This window comes from Flexivirga endophytica (assembly GCF_014640635.1).
GTDB lineage: Bacteria > Actinomycetota > Actinomycetes > Actinomycetales > Dermatophilaceae > Flexivirga > Flexivirga endophytica.
Genome location: NZ_BMHI01000009.1, coordinates 1 through 18,941, shown reverse-complemented (window position 1 = coordinate 18,941; position 18,941 = coordinate 1). Strand labels below are relative to the sequence as shown.

The window sequence follows — 18,941 nt, the reverse complement described above, 5'->3', positions numbered from 1 at the left end:
CATCCATGCGCGCTGTGAGTCCGCTGATGGCCGGCCGGATGAGTGCGTTGACAGCCGTCTGACAGCAGGAGAACTGTGGCGAGGTGCATTTCAGCACGCCTTGAACGAGAGGCACCACCATGACAACATCACCGACCCGCACCCGCCGAATGATCTTCGGCACCGGAGTGGTCGCAGCAGCCGCGCTCGCACTGACCGCGGCCGCCCCGGCGTCCGGCAGCCAGAGCCACCACGCGGGCAAGCCTCGACTGGCTCATGCGTTCATCATCATGGAGGAGAACCACGCTCAGGATCACGTCATCGGCGATCCGAACATGCCCTTCACGAACAGCCTGGCCGCGTCATACAACCAGGCGACCAAGTACTACGGCGTGACACACAGCAGCGAGCCCAACTACATCGCGTCGACCAGCGGATCCAACTGGGACGTCAACAACGACAACGGCTGGAATCCCACCGCGACGAACCCGGCGACGAACCACTACGACCACACCAACATCGTCGACGAACTCGAGGATGCACACATCAGCTGGGGCGCCTACATGGACGGGATGCCGTCGGCCGGCTACCTGCCCGACCAGTGGCCGGCGACCGGCGGTGCGCTCTACGCGAGCAAGCACAACCCGTTCGTCCTCTACAACGACGTGCGCAGCAACCCGGCACGACTCGCGCACATCAAACCGATGAATTCCCTTGCCACTGACCTGAATTCGGCACACGCTCCGCGTTACGTCTGGATCAGTCCCAACCAGTGCAACGACATGCACGGTGGGATCTACAGCCCGATCGCGGGCCACCCGGAGACACCCTGCCCCTACAACGACACACCTGGCGACGCCAACGACGAGTCGCTCAAGGCGAAGGCCGACGCGTTCCTGAAGACGACGGTCAACACCATCACGCACAGCAAGGCGTGGACCCCGGGCAGCGTCATCTTCATCACCGCGGACGAGACCGACTACGACGGCACCAATCCCAGCGACAACTACTACCTGTCGACGGCCGGCTGCTGCGACTCACCGGTGCTGCCCGCAGGCGACCCGGCGGTCAGCGCGACCTGGCCGGGCGGCGTGTACGGCGGTGGGCTGATCCCGATGATCGTGGTGACCAAGGACGGCCCGCGGCACGTCTCCGACGACACGGCATACAACCACTACTCGATGCTGCTGACGATCGAGCAGGGCTTCGGGCTCACGAAGCTCGGTTTCACCTCCGACAGCCAGCAGGTGAAACCGATGTGGTCGCTGATCAGTAAGCACTGATCCGGGCGGCCCGGCCGGTGGTCAGCATCAGCAACTCAGCGATGGGTGCGCTGACCACCGGGCCGGCACCGTGCGACCAGTCGGCGTCGGTCGCCACGAGCCGTTTAGTGCGAAGCAACTCCCGCGTGCCGAAAACCCACGCCTGCTTGAGCGTTCGGGTCGCAGCAGCTGCTGCAGCATCGACCGCCATCGGGTGATCGATGCCGAGCGGCCGCACAATGTCCTGCGTGTGCACCAGCGCATCGATGAGTGCCTCGGCCGGCGTGGTGAACGGTGCAAGGCGTCGAGATTCGGCGAATCGCTCGAAGTCCGAAAGGATTTGACCCGGCGACTGTGCGCCGCGCCGCTTGCCCTCGACGTAGGTGATCGTGTTGAAACCTCCGCGGCCGCGCCACACCATGCCCGGAACGTCGCGCACTCGGTATTGCGGATGCGCAATGACATGGGCAGCGACGTCCTGGACGGTCCACCCGGCGCAGGCAGACGGCGTGGCCCACTGCTCCCGGGTCAGGCCCGCCAGCAAGGTTGCGAGGGCGGCGCGCTCGGCGTCGATGGCGCGCCATACCTTCTCGACGTCCATCTGCGCCTCCTTGCTTGGTAAGCTTCCCTGACTATAATGGTCAGACAGACTGACTTATTTCGTCAAGAGGATCCTCGATGCAACTTCATCCGGCAGTGCTGATGTTCATCGCCCATCGGCACGCCGAGGGCCGCATCCTGGACGCGTTGCACGCCGCGGGTTTCGACCTGACGCTGTCCCAGGCACGATTGGCTGCCCGGATCGGGCCCGACGGCACGCGGGCAACCGAACTGGCCGAACAGGCCCAGCTGACCAAGCAGAGCGCAGGGTCCCTCGTCGAGGCACTCGAGGTAGGCGGCTACGTCGAGCGGGTGCCGGATCCATCGGACGCGCGAGCCCGTCTGGTGCGACTGGCCGAGCACGGCAAGCGGGCACAGCAGGTGGCCAGACGTGAGGAGCGCGCCATCGTGCGCGAGTGGGAGGCTCATCTGGGAGCCCGCCGGTTCGCCGATCTCGTGGAGTCGCTGGGCCGCCTCCGGGAGATCGTCGATCCCTATCAGTGAGCGCTGCCCGCCGTCAGATCGCTGAGGAAATCGATCAGGCCGGTGAAGTAGACGTCCTGGTCGTCATACATCGCCATGTGACTGCCGGAAGGACAGTGCAGGTAGCGCCCATCCGACAGCCGCTGCGCCATCGTCCGCATGAAGTCCGGGTCCATCGTGTCGTGCTGCGCGCCGATCACCAGTGTTGGCACGGAGATTGATGACAGATCGTCAGTCCGGTCCCAATGCGCCAGAGTTGCGTCGCTGGCGATGCCGAGCTCGCTCGGACCCTGCATCTTGCGGTAGATGACCGGGTTGATGTGGTCCATCCCGCGCTGAGCGGGGTCCGGCCATTCGCTCGCCGGCATCCGCAACACGTGGTGGACGTAATGCTGCTCCAGCAGCAACTGCTCGTACAGCGGGTTGTCGACGTCGCCGTCAACCTCCAATTGCTTGATCTGTGCGAGCTTCGCGTGGTCCATGGCCGGCATCAGGACCCGCTCGGCATACGCGTTGTATGCCGGGACGCTCGACATCATGTTGGAGATGACCAGACCCTTGAGGTGCTGCTGGTGCCGCAGGGCGTACTCCGTGGCCAGGATGCCGCCCCAAGAATGTCCGAGCAGGACGAAGTTGCTCGCGTCCAGGCCGAGCGCGATCCGGACCTGCTCCACCTCGTCGACGAATCGGTCCAGATCCCAGAGTGATTCGTCGTCCGGACAATCGCTTCGCGTCGATCCGAGCTGGTCGTAGTAGTAATACTCGACCCCGGCCGCGGGCAGGAAGCTGTCGCAGCACTCGAAGTACTCGTGCGTGCATCCCGGTCCTCCGTGCAACAGCAACAGCTTGAGGTCCGGGTTGTTGCCGACCCGTTTGGTCCAGACCCGGAAGGATCCGGAGGGCGTGGAGATCGGGATCATCCGTGCTCCGCCGCTGCGGACGTCGTCGCGTCCGCGGTAGTCGAGGTATGCCGGGCCAGCTGTCAGGTGCGCCATGGCTGCATGGTCGCACCCGCTGCCGAGCCCCGCCATGTATCATTTGATACATGATGCGGATCAGCGAGTCATCGTCCGCGAGCGCGGACCGGTTGTGGCGGTACCTCCGCGACGTGGAGCACTGGGGCGATCACCTGCCGACCTTCCAGTCGGTGCGGCACGTGGGCGGGCCGACACCGACGAACGTCGGCAGCTGCTTCGAAGTGCGCCAGCCCGGCCTGGCCAAGGCCGTCTACGAGATCACCCGCTGGGAGCCGGAGCACGGCTTCACCTGGGTCGGTCGCGTGCCCGGCGTCCGGACGACCGGCATACACGACATCGAGTCGGACGGTGATGGCCACCGGATCCTGCTCGGCATCGAATGGTCAGGGCCGTTGGCCTGGGTCCTCCGGCCGCTGCTGTCCGGAAAAGCGCGCCGGATGATGCAATCAGAGGGCGAGACCATCGCGCGCCTCGCCGAGCAGGACTGAGGCGTGGCCGAACCTCGAGAAGAGCTGCTGCAGAAGGCGATCGGCTATTTCGCCGAGCACGGCGTGCGCGACACCAGCCTGCGTACACTCGCCACCGCCATCGGCACCAGCCAGCGGATGTTGCACTACCACTTCGGCTCGCGGGAGGACCTGCTGGTCGCGGTCATCGAGTCGGTCATCGAGGCCGATGCGGCGATGCTGACCGAGCTCTTCGCGAGCGAACCCGACCCGTTCGAGGCGGGCCGGGAGAACTGGCGGATCACCGCGCAGCACGCGCAGACCTTCGGCGCGCTCTACTTCGAACTGTCCTCGCACGCGATGTACGGCAAGCCCTATGCGCGCGACCTGGGAGACGCCTTCGTCACGCGCACCCAGGCGGCATTCGAGGCGGCATACGCCCAGCTGACCGACGCGCCGACAGCGCGACGGCTCGCCCGACTCACGCTCGCCGTCGGCCAGGGGCTGATGTTCGACATGCTCGTCGACGGCGACCGGGCAGCGTCCGACGCCGCCATCGAGGAGTTCATCGCGATGATGCGGACGCACCTGGCGCGCTGACGTCCGCCGTCAGCCCTCCCGCGCGTGCCCCGGTATGACGATGCCGTGCTCGTAGGCGAACACCGCGGCCTGCGTGCGGTCCCGCAGATCCAGCTTGGTGAGCAATCGGTTGACGTAGGTCTTCACCGTGGACACCCCGAGGTAGAGCTGCCCGGCGATCTCGGCGTTGGACTCGCCCAATGCGATGCGCCGCAACACTTCTCGCTCCCGCTGCGACAGCGCGATCGCCTTCGGGTCCGGGTCGGGTATGCCGTGTCGCGTCAGATAGTCGGCGATGAAGCGCCCTGTGATCGACGGCGCGAGCATCGTCTCACCGGCGGCAACGGTCCGGATGGCATCGGTCAGCTGGCTGGCGCGAACGTCCTTGAGCAGGAAGCCACTTGCGCCCGCATGCAACGCCTCATAGACCCAGTCGTTGCGGTCGAACGTGGTCAGCACCAGCACCTTCGGCGACTGCGACTGCTCCAGCAGTCTGCGCGTCGCCGTCAGCCCGTCGAGCCGCGGCATCCGGATGTCCATCAGCACCACCTCGGGTCGCAGCCGACGGCTGAGCTCGACGGCCTCGACACCGTCGCACGCCTCGGCGACCACGGACAGGTCCGCTTCGCGATCGATGATCGCCCGGAAGCCGTCGCGCACCAACGCCTGGTCGTCTGCGAGCAGCACCGTGGTCATTGCGCCCGGCCCAGCGGAAAGCGCGCGCGCACAGTGAATCCACCGCTGCACGGCCCAGCGTCGAGCCTGCCGCCATACAACTCGGCACGCTGGCGCATCCCGATCAGCCCGTAGCCGCCATCGGGTTGCGTCGCGGGGTGAGCCGGTGCGGCGCCGACGCTTTCCACAGCGACCTCGAGCAGCGCGGTGTCCGAGCGGACGAGCAGGGACGTCGCCGCATCGGGGGCGTGCTTGATGACGTTGGTGATCGCCTCCTGCACGATGCGGTATGCCGCCGCGTCCAGCCCCGGCGAGAGCGGCGGTCCACTCCGGTCGATCGTGGCGTCGAGCCGGACACCCGCGAGCCTGCCCTGCTCGACCAGCGCCGGCACCTGGTCCAAGCCCACACTCGGGGTCAGCTCGCCGCCAGCAGCGCTCAGGTCGGTCGCCCGCAGCAGATCCAGCAACCGCCGCATGTCATCGAGAGCATCGCGGGCGCTGTTCTCCACGATGCTTAGGCGGCGGTCGGTCTCGGGCACCGGATCGCCGTCGTCCCGCAACGACATCCGGGCGGCGACCGTCTGCAGGATCACGATCGACAGCCCGTGACTGACCACATCGTGCAATTCGCCTGCGATCCGGGCCCGTTCGTGGATCGTCGCCGCAGCCACGTCACGGTCGCGCGTCGACGCGATCCCCTCGGCGCGCGCGTGGGCGCGGCCCGCCTGCCGGCCCCACTCGGCGGCAGCCATCGAGGCGGCCCAAATCACCGTGCAGAAGGTGAGCGTGAGTATGACGTCGCCGGCACCTTCGACATACGGATTGCCGACCATGGCGATCAACAGCGCTACGCAGCCGGCCACCCACCCGGCGACGGCCGCCGCCCTGCGCACAGCGATACCCGCCACCGCGAAGCTGGCCAGGATCGCCAGGAACATCACGCTGGTGATCTGCGGCATGATCCGGCCGCCGGCGGCGATGATGGCGAACCCGATGACCGACGCGAGCGGCGGCCGACGTCCCCGACCGAGCAGGACGAGCAGCGCGACGGCCATCAGCGTTGCGCCGTACCGCGCGTTGGCGACCCGGTCACCCAGCGAGGTTGCGAGCACCGCGGCGGCCAACGCGCACAGCGCGATGTCCAACCCGTGTCTTCGCAACATCCGCATGCCCGAAGGTAGCGCCGCCGGACCAGCCCGGGCGTCGATCTTGCGATGGACACCGGCCGGCCGGTTTCGATCCGCGGGACGACGCGCGCCACACCGGCCCGCTCCTAGCGTGAGCCGCACTTCCACTGAAAGGACGAGCTCATGCAACTCTCCAGACTCGCACCGTTGACGGGGGTCGGCGGCATCGCCGGCGTCATCTTCGGTCTCGCAATCGACAACTTCCCGAACGGCAGCTATGACGACGCGCAGGTCGCGCAGTGGTTCGCCGACAACGGCACCGCCCGATGGATCGTCTCGGGCGCTTCGATCGCCCTCGGCGGCACGCTGCTGCTGGTCTTCGCGGCCGTGCTCGCGGTCCGCATCGAGCAGGCCGGGGCGGGCCCGGTCAGCGCGAAGGTCGCACACACCGCCGGCACCGCGTGGGCGATCCTGACCATGATCGGCGGCGCGATGTGGCTGGCGGCACCGGTGGCCGTCGACATGTTCGACGCGAAACCCACCCGGGCGCTGATGTATGGCGCCGGACCTGCCTACGCCACGTTGGTGTCGGTCTGCGCGTTCGCCGCCGCCGTGCTGGCCGCCGCACTCTCGACCGCCGCATGGCACACCCGGCTGCTCCCCCGCTGGCTGGCGACAGCCGGCTTCCCAGCAGCAGTGTTGATGCTGGCCAACACGTTGCTGCCGATGGCCGTGATCACGCTCTGGTATGCCGCCGTCGCAATCGTCCTCACCCGTCGGAGCACCCTGGGCGCCACTCGGTCGGCAACCGACGCTCTCCCCCAACCCACCTGAAATCGAAGGGAATCCGCATCATGAAACTCCAGACTCTCGCAGCTCTCGGCAGCATTGCCGCGCTCACCACGCTCGCCGGACCCGTCACCGCCGCACACGCTTCCGGCACTCCGGCGCCGAACAGCAACAGCCATCTGGGCATCCAGATCCCGGTGACCTGCGACGGCGAGCAACTCCTCGTCGTCGCCGGTGACAGCGCCCACGCGGCAGCACAGATCGTGTCCGGCGGGAGGGGCCACCTGATCCCGGTCTCGATCACCTTCACCGCCCCGGACGGATCGACCGTCGTCGACCAGGGCGCCGCGCATCCCCAGCAGACGACAGTCACGTGCAACGGCACCGATGAGTCCGGCTCCGGCATGACCGTGACGATCGTCGCGGTGCTAGGACGCTGACCCGGCGCTGATCTGCAGCCAGCCGATCGGCGCCTCGAAAGGGCCGACACCGTACGCGTCGCGCAGCGCCCGCGTCGCGTGTTGTGTCGCCTGCTGCACGCTGAGGGTCGGGTGCGTCGCGAGCGCCATACGCAACGGCGTCCCCTGGCAGATCGCCTCGGCAGTCTCTTCCGGCGTGGATCTGCTTGTGCCGGTGAGGTTTTCGATGGCGACATCGCCGAACCCGGCGATTTCCAGATGTCGCCGGATCAGGTCCCGGTCGAAATAGCTGTATGGCGCCCGCCGCAGGAACCGCACCGGCACATCGCCGGCGACGGCGTTGATCGCCGCATCGACGATCTGCCACGACGGGCTCTCCTCGATGCGGTCCCAGACGCTGAAGACGAGCGAGCCACCGGGTCGGAGCACACGCAGCGCCTCGGCATACCCACGCGGCTTGTCGGGGAAGAACATCGCGCCGAACTGGCACGCCACGACGTCGAACGACCCGGGACCGAACGGCAGGTCCATCGCGTCGGCCACTTGCCAGGTCACCCGGTCCGACCCGCACAGCGACAGCGCGGTGCGCAGCATCGGTGCGCTCAGATCGGTCGCGGTGATGTAAGCGTCGCCTTCGGCAACCAGCTGTCGGGTGAGAACACCTGTGCCAGCACAGGTTTCGAGGATGTCGCGAGGGTGTGTCGCCAACACGGTCGCCGCCAGGTGGCGCGCCGGCTCGGCGAAGATCAACGGCACGAGCAGTCGCTCGTACGTGGTCGGAATCGATCCGACGAAGGCCGCGCCACCCTCTGCCATGAACTGACGTTACTCCGGCAGTCCTCGCCGGCCTGCCATTGATGCAGCAGCCACCAGTGCGGTCCCTGCAGAAAAGTGAGGGCAATTTCGCGCACTTTCCGCCGTTACCGCCCACATGGGCGCACAATGTCTGACGGTCGTCCGCCGTGACGACCGCGACTCGACTCGGGGAGAGCCGCTCCTTTCCTTGATTGGGAGTTCTCGTGTCACGCACTCGAACACTTCGCACACTGATGGCCATCGCCGGCGCCACCGCACTGGCGAGCGTTGGTGCCGCAGGCGCGCACGCCGCGCCCGCGAACGGCCGCAGCACACTCACCGGATCGCAGGCGCCCTGGGCGACCTCGGCGCACAAGGTCGGCTCCGCCCACGGCGCCGAGAAGGTCACCTTCCGGGTCTACCTGCCCAACAAGGCCGACGCGTCCTCCTACGCGCTCGCCGTCTCCACACCCGGGAACGCCCTCTACGGCAAGTTCCTCACCCCGGCGCAATACCGCAAGAAGTTCTCCCCGACCGCCGGCCAGGTCTCCGCGGTGAGTTCCTGGCTGAAGTCCCAGGGCGCACACGTCGGCAGTGTTCCGGGCAACAACAAGTACGTCGAGGCGACCACGACCGTCTCGAACGCCGCGAAGATGTTCCACACCGGCTTCGCCGAGTACTCCTTCCAGGGGCACCGGCTGCGTGCGAACACGACACCGCTGAGTGTGCCGACGTCCGCGGGCGCCGTCGAGGCCGTCATCGGACTGGACGAGTCGGCCACGCTGGCCCGCGCCAACGTCGTGCCTGCGCCTCCGGTCTTCAAGAACGCGCAGCCGTGCTCGGCATACTGGGGCGAGAAGACGGTCGCGAACACCGCCACACCGGACGGCACGACGCTGCCGAGCAGCCCCTCGACCTTCGCCCCGTGCGGCTACGCCGGCGCCCAACTGCAGGGCGCCTATGGCATGTCCGGTCCGATCGCGTCCGGCAACGACGGCTCGGGAGTGACGGTCGGCGTGATCGACGCCTACGCCTCACCCACGATGAAGCAGGACCTGGAGACCTATTCGGCCAAGCACGGCCTGCCGAAGCCGAACCTCAAGGAGGTCGTCCCGCCGGGCACCTACAACCGGGCGGTCAACAAGAAGCAGGACCCGCAGGGCTGGGCCGGCGAGGAAGCGCTCGACCTCGAGGCCGTGCACACCATGGCACCCGGCGCCAACCTCGTCTACATCGGCGCACCGAACAACTACCGCGACCTCGACGCGATCATGAACAAGGTCGTCGACAAGCACCTGGCCGACGTCGTCAGCAACTCCTACGGGTATGGCGGCGAGGCGTTGCCGAAGGGCTACATCAAGCCCCAACTGGACACCCAGATGCAGGCTGCCGCCGAGGGCATCAGCCTGTTCTTCAGCTCCGGTGACGACGGTGACGAGACCGGCGGTGTCGCCGGCGCGACGCCGACACCGGACTGGCCTGCGTCGAGCCCCTACGTGACGGCGGTCGGCGGCACCTCGCTGGGTGTGAGCCAGACCAACTCGCGCATCTTCGAACTCGGCTGGCAAACGGGCAAGAGCACGCTGAAGGACGGCGCCTGGACGCCGCCGCAGCCCGGCACCTACATGTATGGCGCCGGCGGTGGCACCTCTCGGTTGTTCGCCCAGCCCGCCTACCAGAAGGGCGTCGTGCCCAACTCGATCAGTCAGGTCTACGGCGGCCCGGCGATGCGGACCGTCCCGGACGTCGCTGCTCTCGCCGACCCGACGACGGGCATGCTCGTGGGACAGACCCAGCTGTTCCCCGACGGGCACAGCGATTATTCCGAATACCGGATCGGTGGCACCAGTCTCGCGTCGCCGTTGTTCGCCGGCATGTGGGCGCTCGCCGTCCAGAACCACGGCGCCTACGGCCTGGCCAACCCGACGTTGTACGGCGCCAGCGCGGCGTCGAACGACATCACGAAGGACCAGCGCGCGGCATACCCAGGCACCATCCGAGTCGACTACGTCAACGGTGTGGACGCTGCGGACGGTTACAGCTACACCGCCCGGTCGTTCGACGACGACGAGCCGCTCACGATCCATGTGCGGCAGGGGTATGACGACGTGACCGGCGTCGGCTCCCCGGCCGGCACCGCCTGGTTGGACGCGGTCACCAAGTAACGCATCGCACTAACGCATCACACGACGTGGGGCCGGACACCATCGGGTGTCCGGCCCCTCCGAATTACCTGGCGCGGCAGCGGTCAGGCGGCTTCCTCTGAGCGCAACCCCTTCGGACCGTGCACGACGGTCGCCATACACTCGGGAACACCGTGACAACCGCAGCATCGGAGTCGCCCAGCCGCTCCCAGCACCCACTCGAACTCCCGAGCACCGGAGCACCCGACCCCCGACACCGCGACGGGCTGTTCGCGTCGCTGAGCAACCGCAATTTCCGCTGGTTCGTCTTCGGGCAGGCGGCATCGACCTCCGGGTTGTGGACCCAGCGCGTCGCACAGGACTGGCTGGTGCTGACACTGACGCACAACGCGTTCATGGTCGGCATCGCCACTGCCATGCAGTTCGTGCCGACCTTGCTGTTCGGTATGTCGGCCGGCCTGGTCGCCGACCGTTTCGACAAGCGGCATGTCCTGATGGGCACCGTCTCGACGCTGGGCCTGAGCGCCGCCGTGCTCGGTGTGCTGTGCGTGACGGACACCGTCCAGTTGTGGCACGTGCTGGTCATCGCGTTCCTCACCGGCACGGCGGCCTGCTTCGACAACCCCACACGGTCGGCATTCATCCACGAGATCGTCGGCCCGGAGATGCTGCGCAACGCAGTGAGCCTGAACTCGGCGATCTTCCAGCTCGGTGCCCTGGCCGGCCCGGCGGTGTCCAGCGGGCTGATCACCGCGGTCGGCACCGGGTGGGCGTTCGTCGCCACCGGCGGCTGGTACGTCATTGTGCTGGCGGCGTTCTTCGCCATACGGACCGGAGAGTTGCGCACGGCGCCCCGCCTGTCACGAGCCAAGGGCCAGCAACGTATGGCGCTCGCCGAGATCCTCCGCCGTCCCGTCCTGCTGTGGCCGATCGTGCTGGCCGGTGTGTGCGCCTTCTTCACCACCAACTTCGCCGTCACACTCACGGCATTCGCCAAGGACCTGCATCTGGACGCCGGCGGCTACGGATTCCTGACGATCGCCTTGGCGCTGGGATCGCTGATCGGCGCGCTCGCCTCCGCGAAGTGGCCGGGGTCCCGACTTCGGCACATCGCGGCGCTGGCCGCCGGCCTCGCCGCCGGGCAGTTGCTGGCCGCGTTCATGCCGAACATGGTCACCGTCGGCGCCGCGTTCGTCGTCATCGGCGCGATCGGTATGCCGTTCCTGATCGCCACCAACACGTTGATCCAGCTCGCGTCCAGCGATTCGATGCGCGGCCGGGTGCTCGGCGTCTACATGCTGGTCACGCTCGGCTCGGCTGCGGTCGGCGGTCCGGTCGTCGGCCTGCTCGACCAGGTCGGCGGCGCACCACTGGGTTTGATCACCGGGACCGTGGTGGTCGGCGCCGCCGCGGCGCTGGTCAGCCGTCAGTTGGCTCGGGTCGGCGGGATCGAAGTGCGCGACCGGCTACGCCCCGCGCACCTGCGGGCCCGGCTGGCCACGACCACTCGCCTGACCGATCACCGCTGACACTCCCCGACTGCGCTCGCCATACCGTGGGCTGTCTCGGGGTCGCCGAGCGGCCGGTCGGCCGCTTCCCAGGCCAGTCGCTCGTACCGATGGGCGTCCATGACCAGTTCCCACTGCGCACCGACGCGCATCGTCTCGCGGTTCCGGGCGGTGTACGGCGCCCAGCCGGGATCCCCGGTGCGAGCGAAATCGACCCACGCCGCATGCATCAGCCGAGCAAGGTCGGTGGGCGGCTCGTCGGGACCGAGCAACGCCTGAGGGCCACTCAGCTCAGGCAGATGGATCGAGTCGAAGACGAACGGCAGTTCCATGGCGTGCGTTGCGCCGAGGTCACCGTCGAGAGCGCCGGAGTGCCACGTGAACTCGTAGGCGAAGGTCGCGGCGTCTGCCCGCGCTGCGTGGGCACCGATCAGCGCCCAGGTCCCGGCACCGAACAGCGCGTCGCCCAGAATCGCCGAGCGTAGTTGCGCGGCTGAAGCATTCGGTCGGCTCCGCTCATACGCCCGGACCAGTTCAACCGGCTCCGGGTGCGCACGCTCCGCGGTTCGCAGGACGTCCTGAGCCGTGCTGCTCCGGTAGTTGCCGAACGGCACCAGGTAGAGGTTTCCCTCCTCCGCGTTGGTGCCGATCATCACGTCGATGTCCGCAGCCAGCCCGGCTCCAACGGCCTCCGCCGGTTGGACCTCGCTGACCAGGCTGAACGGGCTCAGGCCCACCAGCGGATCACGGGCGCGATCGGTGTCGAGGTCGAGGCCCGCCAGCTGCCCGGCGGCATCGACGAGCTGTTCGTCGGAGACCGCCGCGAACGCAGCGGCCGTCGCCTCGATGCCCAGTCGCCGCGCAGCTTCACGAGTCACGCGGGCGGCCTGCTCAGGGGTGAAGGCTCCGAGACCGCTGCCGCTCTGGACGATCGCGCGCCGGACCAGACCTGGCGCCTCCGGCCTGGCCAGGACGCCAGACACGATGGTGGCCCCGGCGGACTGTCCGGCCAGGGTGACGTTGCCGGGGTCGCCGCCGAAGGCAGCGATGTTGTCGCGCACCCACTCCAGCGCGGCGACGACGTCGAGCAGGCCACGGTTGGCCGGGGCACCCGGAAGATCGAGGAAGCCTGCGATACCCAACCGGTAGTTGAGCGTCACGAGGACGACACCGTCTCGGGCGAATGAGCTCCCGTCATACAGGCTCGCGCGGGTGGATCCGGCGACGAAGCCACCGCCATGGACGAAGACCAGCACGGGCCGGCTGTCGGTCGACGCAGCCGACGACGGCGACCAGACGTTGAGTGTCAGATAGTCCTCGCCCCGACTCCACCCCTGCCCGAAGTAGGCGGACATCTCAACCTCGCCGAGACGCCGCACCGATTGCGGCGCGTTCGGTCCGGGACTGGTGACGTCTCGAACTACGGTCCAGGGCTCATGCGGACGCGGTGGCCCGAACCTGTCGGCACCACGCGGGGGTGCCGCGTAGGGAATCGCGAGGAAGGTGTCGAGGCCGTCACGCCGTATGCCGCGGACGGGACCTTGAACCGTCTCGACAACCTGTGTCGGCTCCACGGCGGTGGAGGCGTTCAGTTCCGTCGCCATCTCAGGCCTCCTTCGCGTATGGCGAGAACGGTGCCCACCCGGTGATGGCGAACCCGGCGGCCTGCCTGCTGACCTCGGTGGCTCCGTGCCCGCCGAGATGTGCGGGCAACACGAGAGCGTGGTTGTCCGCTGCCCAGCCCAACACTCGTCGCCTGGTCTGCCGGGCCTGTACCGGGTCCTCGCAGAAACAGCTGTTGGTCTCGGGTTCGAGGATCTGCACCGGACTATGGACCATGTCGCCGACGAAGACGGCGCGATCGGTTCCGGACGTCAGAGTCAGGACCGAGGAGCCGGGGGTGTGGCCCGGTGCGGTCTCGAGCCGCAGGTGCGAGTCGAGGTCGTAACTGTCCTCCCACAGATGCGCCAGTCCAGCGTCATACACGGGCATGACGCTGTCCTCGAAGACGTTCTGGTTGCCGCGCCCGAGCACCGCCGGGCTGTTGTTCGCCGGGTTCCAGAAGTCGAAGTCCCGCTTCGGCATCAGGTATGTCGCATTGGGGAAAGTCGGCACCCAGTCGCGCCCGTCGAGGAAGGTGTTCCACCCCACGTGGTCGACGTGCAGGTGCGTGTTGATGACGACGTCGACGTCCTCGGGTGCGACCCCGGCCCGCGCAAGGTTGTCCAGGAAGTCCGTCTCGCGGTGACTCCACACGGGGGCGTACGGGCGTTCCTTGTGGTTGCCGACCCCGGTGTCCACCAGGATCGTGCGCCCCTCGCTCCGCAGGAGCCAGGTCTGGATCCCGGACTTCACCACTCTGCTGTCGGGCTCCACGAAATGGTGATCCAACCACTCGGCGTTGGACTCCCAGACCTCGTCGGACGCGCCCGGGAAGAACGCCTCTGTCGTGATGTCCACCGGCCCGAAGTACTCCCATACCCGGGTGACCGTCACATCGCCCAATACGATCTCGTGCATACCGTCTCCACTCTCAGTCACAACACTCGCCGGCCGCGGCGCCGCTGCGCCAACCACTACGTGCCGGAGATGACCACGCTACGAATCGCGGCGGATACGCGGTATCCGTCACCCGACTGCACTTGAAGCCCGGAAGAAAACGGCCCCCTTCCGACGCTGTGAGGAGCGTGAGACCTCACCCGGACGCGAAGCAGACGACCGCCGGCACGCTCGTGGGCCGCAGCCGTGAACTCGCGCTCCTGCGAGATGTCATCAGCGGTCATGGTCACGATCGCGTCCTGCTCGTATCCGGCGCGGCCGGATCCGGTAAGACGATGCTGCTCAGTGCAGCCACCGCGTTCGCGGAGGCTCGAGGAGCGCGGGTGCTCAGGAGTGATGGCAGCCCGGTGGAGACGACGCTGGCATACTCCGGGCTCGATCAGGTCGTCCGTCCCCTCAGCCCGTTCCTCGAGTCGATCAGCCCCGAAGAACGTCATGCACTGCTCACCGCGCTCGGCGGCCCGGCGTCCACCGGTGAAGGGGCGGACGCACGGACCCCCGACGTCATGACGGTCGGATCGGCCGTGCTCGCCCTGCTCTCGTCCGCCAGCCGAACCGCGCCACTCGTCGTGACGATCGACGACGCCCATTGGTGCGACCCTGCGTCTCTGTCCGTGTTGGCGTTCGTCGGCCGTCGACTCTCAGGGGAGCGAGTCTCCCTCCTCATCGGTGTGCGCTCCGACGAGCGATTGGCCGGGTTCGACGGTCGCGTGCCTGCGGTCCTGCTCGATCCGCTCGACGATCGTGCTGCAGGTCAGTTGCTCGACCGGCAGCCGCGTCCGCCATTGGGCGGCTCGCGGGCCCGGATCCTCGACGAGGCCGAAGGCAACCCACTCGCACTCGTCGAGCTGGCCGCTGTGGTCGGCACCACCGCCGACGTGATGTCTGACGCCGGGCCCCTTGCCGTTCCCGAACGGCTGGAGGGCCTCTACACCAGGCGCTGGAAGGAACTGCCGGCGCCGACCCGTGCAGCCTTGCTGCAGCTCGCGGCGATGGACACCATCGATGCCGATGTCGCGCTGAGTGTCGGGCTCCCGGAGGCCGCGGACGACGTCTGGCGTCCGGCAGAAGAGGCCGGCCTGATCCGCCGCACGGCACGGAGGGTCCGATTCCGCCATCCCCTCGCCCGCTCGGGTGTCTACTACGCCGCCGACTTCGACGATCGACGCCGCGCACACCTCGCGTTGGCGGCCCGCCTTGCCGACGAACCCGACCGACAGGCATGGCACCGAGCCGCGGCTGCGAGCGACACCGATGCCGCCATCTCGGTCGAGCTCGAGGCGACGTCCGGACGCGCGCTGCAGCGAGGCGGCTACGCAGCCGCAGCGTCGGCATTCCAGCGCGCCGCCGAGCTGCACCCCGACCCGCACGAGAGTGCCCGGCTCCTCACGGAAGCGGCATCGACGGCGGCCGCGACAGGCGACATCGCATGGGTCGAGCAGCTGGCGACCGCGACCAGGAGCCTGACTGAAGATCCGGACCTGCTCGCTCGGATCGCCGTCCACAGTGGTCGATTGACCGCCTTGACGGCGCGCCACTCCAACAGCTTCACGCGACTGACCACGGATGCCGCATCGTTCATGCCCGAGCAGTCGTCCGCAGCACTCGATCTCATTGCCGACAGTGCCGTCGTCGCCTACTACTCCGGCGACGACACTCACCGACAGCAGGTCGCCACCCTGCTCGACCAATGTCCTCCCGAGTTCCGCCAGGAGCGGACGTCGATCTTCATCGACTCACTGCTCGCCCCGCGCGGACGCCGCCGACAGGTCATGCACGCGATCACGTCGGTGACCGTCGGCCCGGATCCGGCGCGGCTGACCCGTGCGGGGATCTCCGCCTGGCTGATCGATGAGACCCCGACCGCGGTAGCCCTGTTCGATGCGGCCGCCGCCCATGGACACCCGGCCACGCCGCTTCCGGATCCGCTGGGAGGCGCCATCGCCTGGGCGTACTTCGAGCGTGGCCGCTGGGATGACGCCCTCGCCGTATGCGCACGAATCACTGATCTCGGGACGGCCGCACGACTCGACCACGCCGTCGCGTGCGCCGCTACCGTCGAGGCAGCCGTGCTCGCCCACCGCGGTGACACCGAAACAGCACGCGAACGCGCACGGGATGCGCTGACGTTGATCGATCCGTTGGAGAGCCGATCCGTCTACGTCGCTGCACGCCGTGCACTGGCAACTGCGGCAGCCGCCGACGGCGCGTATGACGAGGCTTTCGACCACCTCCGGATGACCTTTCACGGCGACGGGTCGCCGGTTCACTATCACGCGTCCTACCCGGGCATCGCCGATCTCGCGGCCGCTGCGGCGCGGACGGGACGCACCGCGGAGGCATCCGTCGTGGTCAACCGCACCGCCGATGACCTTGCCGGCGACACATCGCCCCGGTTGGCGGCCCTCCTCGCGCGCGCTCGGGGCCTGCTCCTCGCCGCGGCGGGCGACGCAGCAGCGGAAGAGCGGTTGAGCGCTGCGGTCGCTGACCGGAGCCTGGCCGCCTGGCCGTTCGAGTGGGCGCAGGCCCATCTCCAGCTCGGGGAATGGCTCCGGCGCGAACGACGCATCGCCGAGGCTCGCAGACCTCTGCGCGACGCCGTCGACATCTTTGACTCCCTCGACGCCTACCCGTGGACCGAGCGCGCACTGTCCGAGTCGCGCGCGGCAGGCGTGTCCTCCCCGTCACGGTCATCGGATGCGTTGTCGACGCTCTCGCCGCAGCAGCAGGAGATCGTGCGACTCGCCGCAGACGGCCTGACCAACCGGGAGATCGGGGAACGGCTCTACCTCTCCCCGCGCACGGTCGGCTCACATCTTTACCGGAGCTTCCCCAAGCTGGGGGTCAGCTCGCGGTCGAAGCTGCGCGACCTGCTCGGCCCCTGACGCGATGGCGGCCGACACGGAGCTACCTGACTGGGCATAGAGAGGAGCCGTCGTCCTCGCTGGGCTGCGGCTCCTCCCGAATCCAGAGGGCTCATAGATCGATAGAAGGGCCAGGCGAATTTTCGCCTGGCCCTTCTATCGATCTTGTGGAGCATAGGGGATTCGAACCCCTGACCTTCTCATTGCGAACGAGACGCGCTACCAACTGCGCCAATGCCCCAAGAGCGAGTGCAACTTTAACACCGTGAGCGCGATCGGCTAAATCGGGGCCGGTCGGTTTCGTGGGGTGTCGCTCACCCGCTCGGGTGCCGCTCAGCCCGCGCGGAAAACCGAGGGCAGGTCGTCGAGATCCTGGTCGAGCGCGAGTCCGTCGAAGGGCAGGTCCTCGTTGGCGACATCGTCATACGACCGGGCGTTGGAGGTAGCGGCCGGCGCCTGCTGCGGACGCTCCGGCGCCCGCTCCTTCATCGTGTATGTCGGGCGCGGTACGGCGACCGGCTCCCAACTGCCCGGCTCCTGCTCCGGCGCTGCCTGGGCGACCGGTTCCTGCGCTGTTTCGGACGGTGCGGCGGGGACCGGGGCGTCGACCGACGCGGACAGGTCGAAGACCTTGTCGGCGGCCGCGACCGGCGCCTGGCGGATGACCGGCTCCGGCATGGTGGCCTTGGTCAGCGGTGCGACGGCGGGCGTCGAACCGGCGCTCTTGCGACCGGCCGACTTGCGACCGGCCGACGTGCGATCGGCGGTCTTGGGCTGCGGCAGCTTCACGCCGCCGGACTGCGGGGCGGCCCGGCGAGCGGTTGCTGCGGCCGGACGCTGCGCGGCACGGGCGGCCATCGCCGAGGCACGGCACCACCAGAAGACACCGCCGGACACGGCGATCATCAGGATGGGCGACCACCAGGGCAGCGCACCGAAGGGCGCGCACACGACGGTGATCACCAGCAGCGCAAGGCTGCCGATGAGTGCGATGGCCCGCAGCTTCGGTGAGCCGGCGTGTGCGGCGAAGTTGCCGAACCGCTGCACGGCGTCGGCCGACGAGGTGCCGGCCGCGCTCAGTTTCTGGACGGCCGAGGCAGGAGCTTCATCGTGCTGCTCGGCGGTGGACCCGGTGAGGGGCTGCTGAGTTTCTCCGGTCATGACGGTCCCTGCTCGCAGTGACGGCCGCGGTCCGCTCTCGGTGAGCCGCGGTGCCGATGTTCGGCTGGCGTGCGGTGAATCGGATGCCTGCTCGGCGACGCCTTCGACCCGACGCTCGCGTCGCTCGAGCACTCGCATCGCGTCGCTGAACTGATCGACGGAGCGGGCTGTGGCCAGGGCTTCGCGACGCCGGATCCAGTGCTGCAGAAGATAGGCAGCCCAAATGACGACGATGGCCAGGAAGATCAGGCTGCTCGGCTGCTGCACGAGACAAGACGTTAGAGCCAAAACCGTTGCAATCCGTGGAGGTACAGGGTGTGTCGCCACTTGCACAGCAACCTGGTGTGTGCTCGACGGACCGCGGTCGCCCGGGTTCGCTTGTGCCACTGACGAATTCACACTCGTCACGCCTGTAACAGCAGTTGTGGCTGACACGCTGATGGGATCGGTACGCGGCCCGACCCTGGGGAGACCTATGCACGACCGGGGGCGCCATACCAGTACCCGACCCGACCCTGGGGAGACCTATGCACGCCCGAGGACGCCATACCCGCACCCCACCCGACCCTGGGGA

Annotated in this window: 17 protein-coding genes and 1 tRNA gene; 9 read left to right on the top strand and 9 right to left on the bottom strand. The window is 68.1% G+C overall.

Annotated features, from left to right (window positions below):
• The first annotated feature begins 119 nt into the window (after positions 1–119).
• Entirely contained in the window at positions 120–1,262 is a 1,143-nt protein-coding gene (locus tag IEX71_RS21760) for an alkaline phosphatase family protein (protein WP_188839201.1), read from the top strand.
• On the opposite strand, the gene IEX71_RS21755 is transcribed toward IEX71_RS21760, so the two are convergent.
• Positions 1,249–1,842 carry a maleylpyruvate isomerase family mycothiol-dependent enzyme gene (locus IEX71_RS21755; protein WP_188839200.1) on the bottom strand — a complete coding sequence of 198 codons (594 nt, stop codon included), beginning with the start codon at positions 1,840–1,842 and terminating at the stop codon, positions 1,249–1,251. The two genes, IEX71_RS21760 and IEX71_RS21755, sit on opposite strands and share 14 nt — an antisense overlap.
• Positions 1,843–1,919: 77 nt before the next feature.
• Here IEX71_RS21755 and IEX71_RS21750 point away from each other — a divergent pair, with 77 nt between their 5' ends.
• Positions 1,920–2,345, top strand: coding sequence for a MarR family winged helix-turn-helix transcriptional regulator (locus tag IEX71_RS21750; RefSeq protein ID WP_188839199.1), 426 nt, complete (start codon positions 1,920–1,922; stop codon positions 2,343–2,345).
• On the opposite strand, the gene IEX71_RS21745 is transcribed toward IEX71_RS21750, so the two are convergent.
• Entirely contained in the window at positions 2,339–3,319 is a 981-nt protein-coding gene (locus IEX71_RS21745) for a proline iminopeptidase-family hydrolase (protein WP_229749948.1), read from the bottom strand. The two genes, IEX71_RS21750 and IEX71_RS21745, sit on opposite strands and share 7 nt — an antisense overlap.
• 50 nt (positions 3,320–3,369) lie before the next feature.
• Between IEX71_RS21745 and IEX71_RS21740 the strand changes: the two genes are divergently transcribed.
• Positions 3,370–3,789 carry an SRPBCC family protein gene (locus IEX71_RS21740; protein ID WP_188839197.1) on the top strand — a complete coding sequence of 140 codons (420 nt, stop codon included), beginning with the start codon at positions 3,370–3,372 and terminating at the stop codon, positions 3,787–3,789.
• Positions 3,790–3,792: 3 nt separating this feature from the next.
• Positions 3,793–4,347 carry a TetR/AcrR family transcriptional regulator gene (locus IEX71_RS21735; protein WP_188839196.1) on the top strand — a complete coding sequence of 185 codons (555 nt, stop codon included), beginning with the start codon at positions 3,793–3,795 and terminating at the stop codon, positions 4,345–4,347.
• Positions 4,348–4,356: 9 nt separating this feature from the next.
• Here the strand turns inward: IEX71_RS21735 and IEX71_RS21730 are convergent, their stop codons facing one another.
• Both IEX71_RS21730 and IEX71_RS21725 read right to left on the bottom strand, forming a co-directional pair.
• Positions 4,357–5,022 carry a response regulator gene (locus tag IEX71_RS21730; RefSeq protein ID WP_188839195.1) on the bottom strand — a complete coding sequence of 222 codons (666 nt, stop codon included), beginning with the start codon at positions 5,020–5,022 and terminating at the stop codon, positions 4,357–4,359.
• Positions 5,019–6,164, bottom strand: coding sequence for a sensor histidine kinase (locus IEX71_RS21725; protein ID WP_188839194.1), 1,146 nt, complete (start codon positions 6,162–6,164; stop codon positions 5,019–5,021). Before IEX71_RS21725 ends, IEX71_RS21730 begins: the two co-directional genes overlap by 4 nt.
• Positions 6,165–6,311: 147 nt before the next feature.
• Between IEX71_RS21725 and IEX71_RS21720 the strand changes: the two genes are divergently transcribed.
• Positions 6,312–6,962, top strand: a complete 651-nt coding sequence (locus tag IEX71_RS21720) for a hypothetical protein (protein WP_188839193.1) — start codon at positions 6,312–6,314, stop codon at positions 6,960–6,962.
• Positions 6,963–6,982: 20 nt separating this feature from the next.
• Entirely contained in the window at positions 6,983–7,357 is a 375-nt protein-coding gene (locus IEX71_RS21715; protein ID WP_188839192.1) for a hypothetical protein, read from the top strand.
• Here IEX71_RS21715 and IEX71_RS21710 read toward each other — a convergent pair.
• Positions 7,346–8,152, bottom strand: coding sequence for a class I SAM-dependent methyltransferase (locus tag IEX71_RS21710; protein ID WP_188839191.1), 807 nt, complete (start codon positions 8,150–8,152; stop codon positions 7,346–7,348). The genes IEX71_RS21715 and IEX71_RS21710 overlap by 12 nt on opposite strands.
• Positions 8,153–8,355: 203 nt before the next feature.
• Here IEX71_RS21710 and IEX71_RS21705 point away from each other — a divergent pair, with 203 nt between their 5' ends.
• Both IEX71_RS21705 and IEX71_RS21700 read left to right on the top strand, forming a co-directional pair.
• The gene (locus IEX71_RS21705) at positions 8,356–10,296 is read left to right on the top strand and encodes a S53 family peptidase (RefSeq protein ID WP_188839190.1); all 1,941 of its coding nucleotides are present in this window, start codon (positions 8,356–8,358) and stop codon (positions 10,294–10,296) included.
• A 152-nt stretch (positions 10,297–10,448) separates the two neighbouring features.
• Entirely contained in the window at positions 10,449–11,804 is a 1,356-nt protein-coding gene (locus IEX71_RS21700) for an MFS transporter (protein WP_188839189.1), read from the top strand.
• On the opposite strand, the gene IEX71_RS21695 is transcribed toward IEX71_RS21700, so the two are convergent.
• Together IEX71_RS21695 and IEX71_RS21690 are read right to left on the bottom strand one after the other, a co-directional pair.
• On the bottom strand, positions 11,795–13,387 hold the full coding sequence (locus IEX71_RS21695; protein WP_188839188.1) for a carboxylesterase/lipase family protein: 1,593 nt from the start codon (positions 13,385–13,387) through the stop codon (positions 11,795–11,797). The genes IEX71_RS21700 and IEX71_RS21695 overlap by 10 nt on opposite strands.
• Before the next feature lies 1 nt (position 13,388).
• Positions 13,389–14,303, bottom strand: a complete 915-nt coding sequence (locus tag IEX71_RS21690) for an MBL fold metallo-hydrolase (protein WP_188839187.1) — start codon at positions 14,301–14,303, stop codon at positions 13,389–13,391.
• A gap of 167 nt (positions 14,304–14,470) precedes the next feature.
• On the opposite strand from IEX71_RS21690, the gene IEX71_RS21685 reads away from it, so the two are divergent.
• Entirely contained in the window at positions 14,471–17,227 is a 2,757-nt protein-coding gene (locus IEX71_RS21685; RefSeq protein ID WP_229749947.1) for a LuxR family transcriptional regulator, read from the top strand.
• 147 nt (positions 17,228–17,374) lie between these two features.
• Here the strand turns inward: IEX71_RS21685 and IEX71_RS21680 are convergent.
• Both IEX71_RS21680 and IEX71_RS21675 read right to left on the bottom strand, forming a co-directional pair.
• Positions 17,375–17,447 (bottom strand) — tRNA-Ala (locus tag IEX71_RS21680).
• 92 nt (positions 17,448–17,539) lie between these two features.
• Entirely contained in the window at positions 17,540–18,634 is a 1,095-nt protein-coding gene (locus IEX71_RS21675; RefSeq protein ID WP_188839185.1) for a SepX/GlpR family protein, read from the bottom strand.
• Positions 18,635–18,941: the final 307 nt, after the last annotated feature.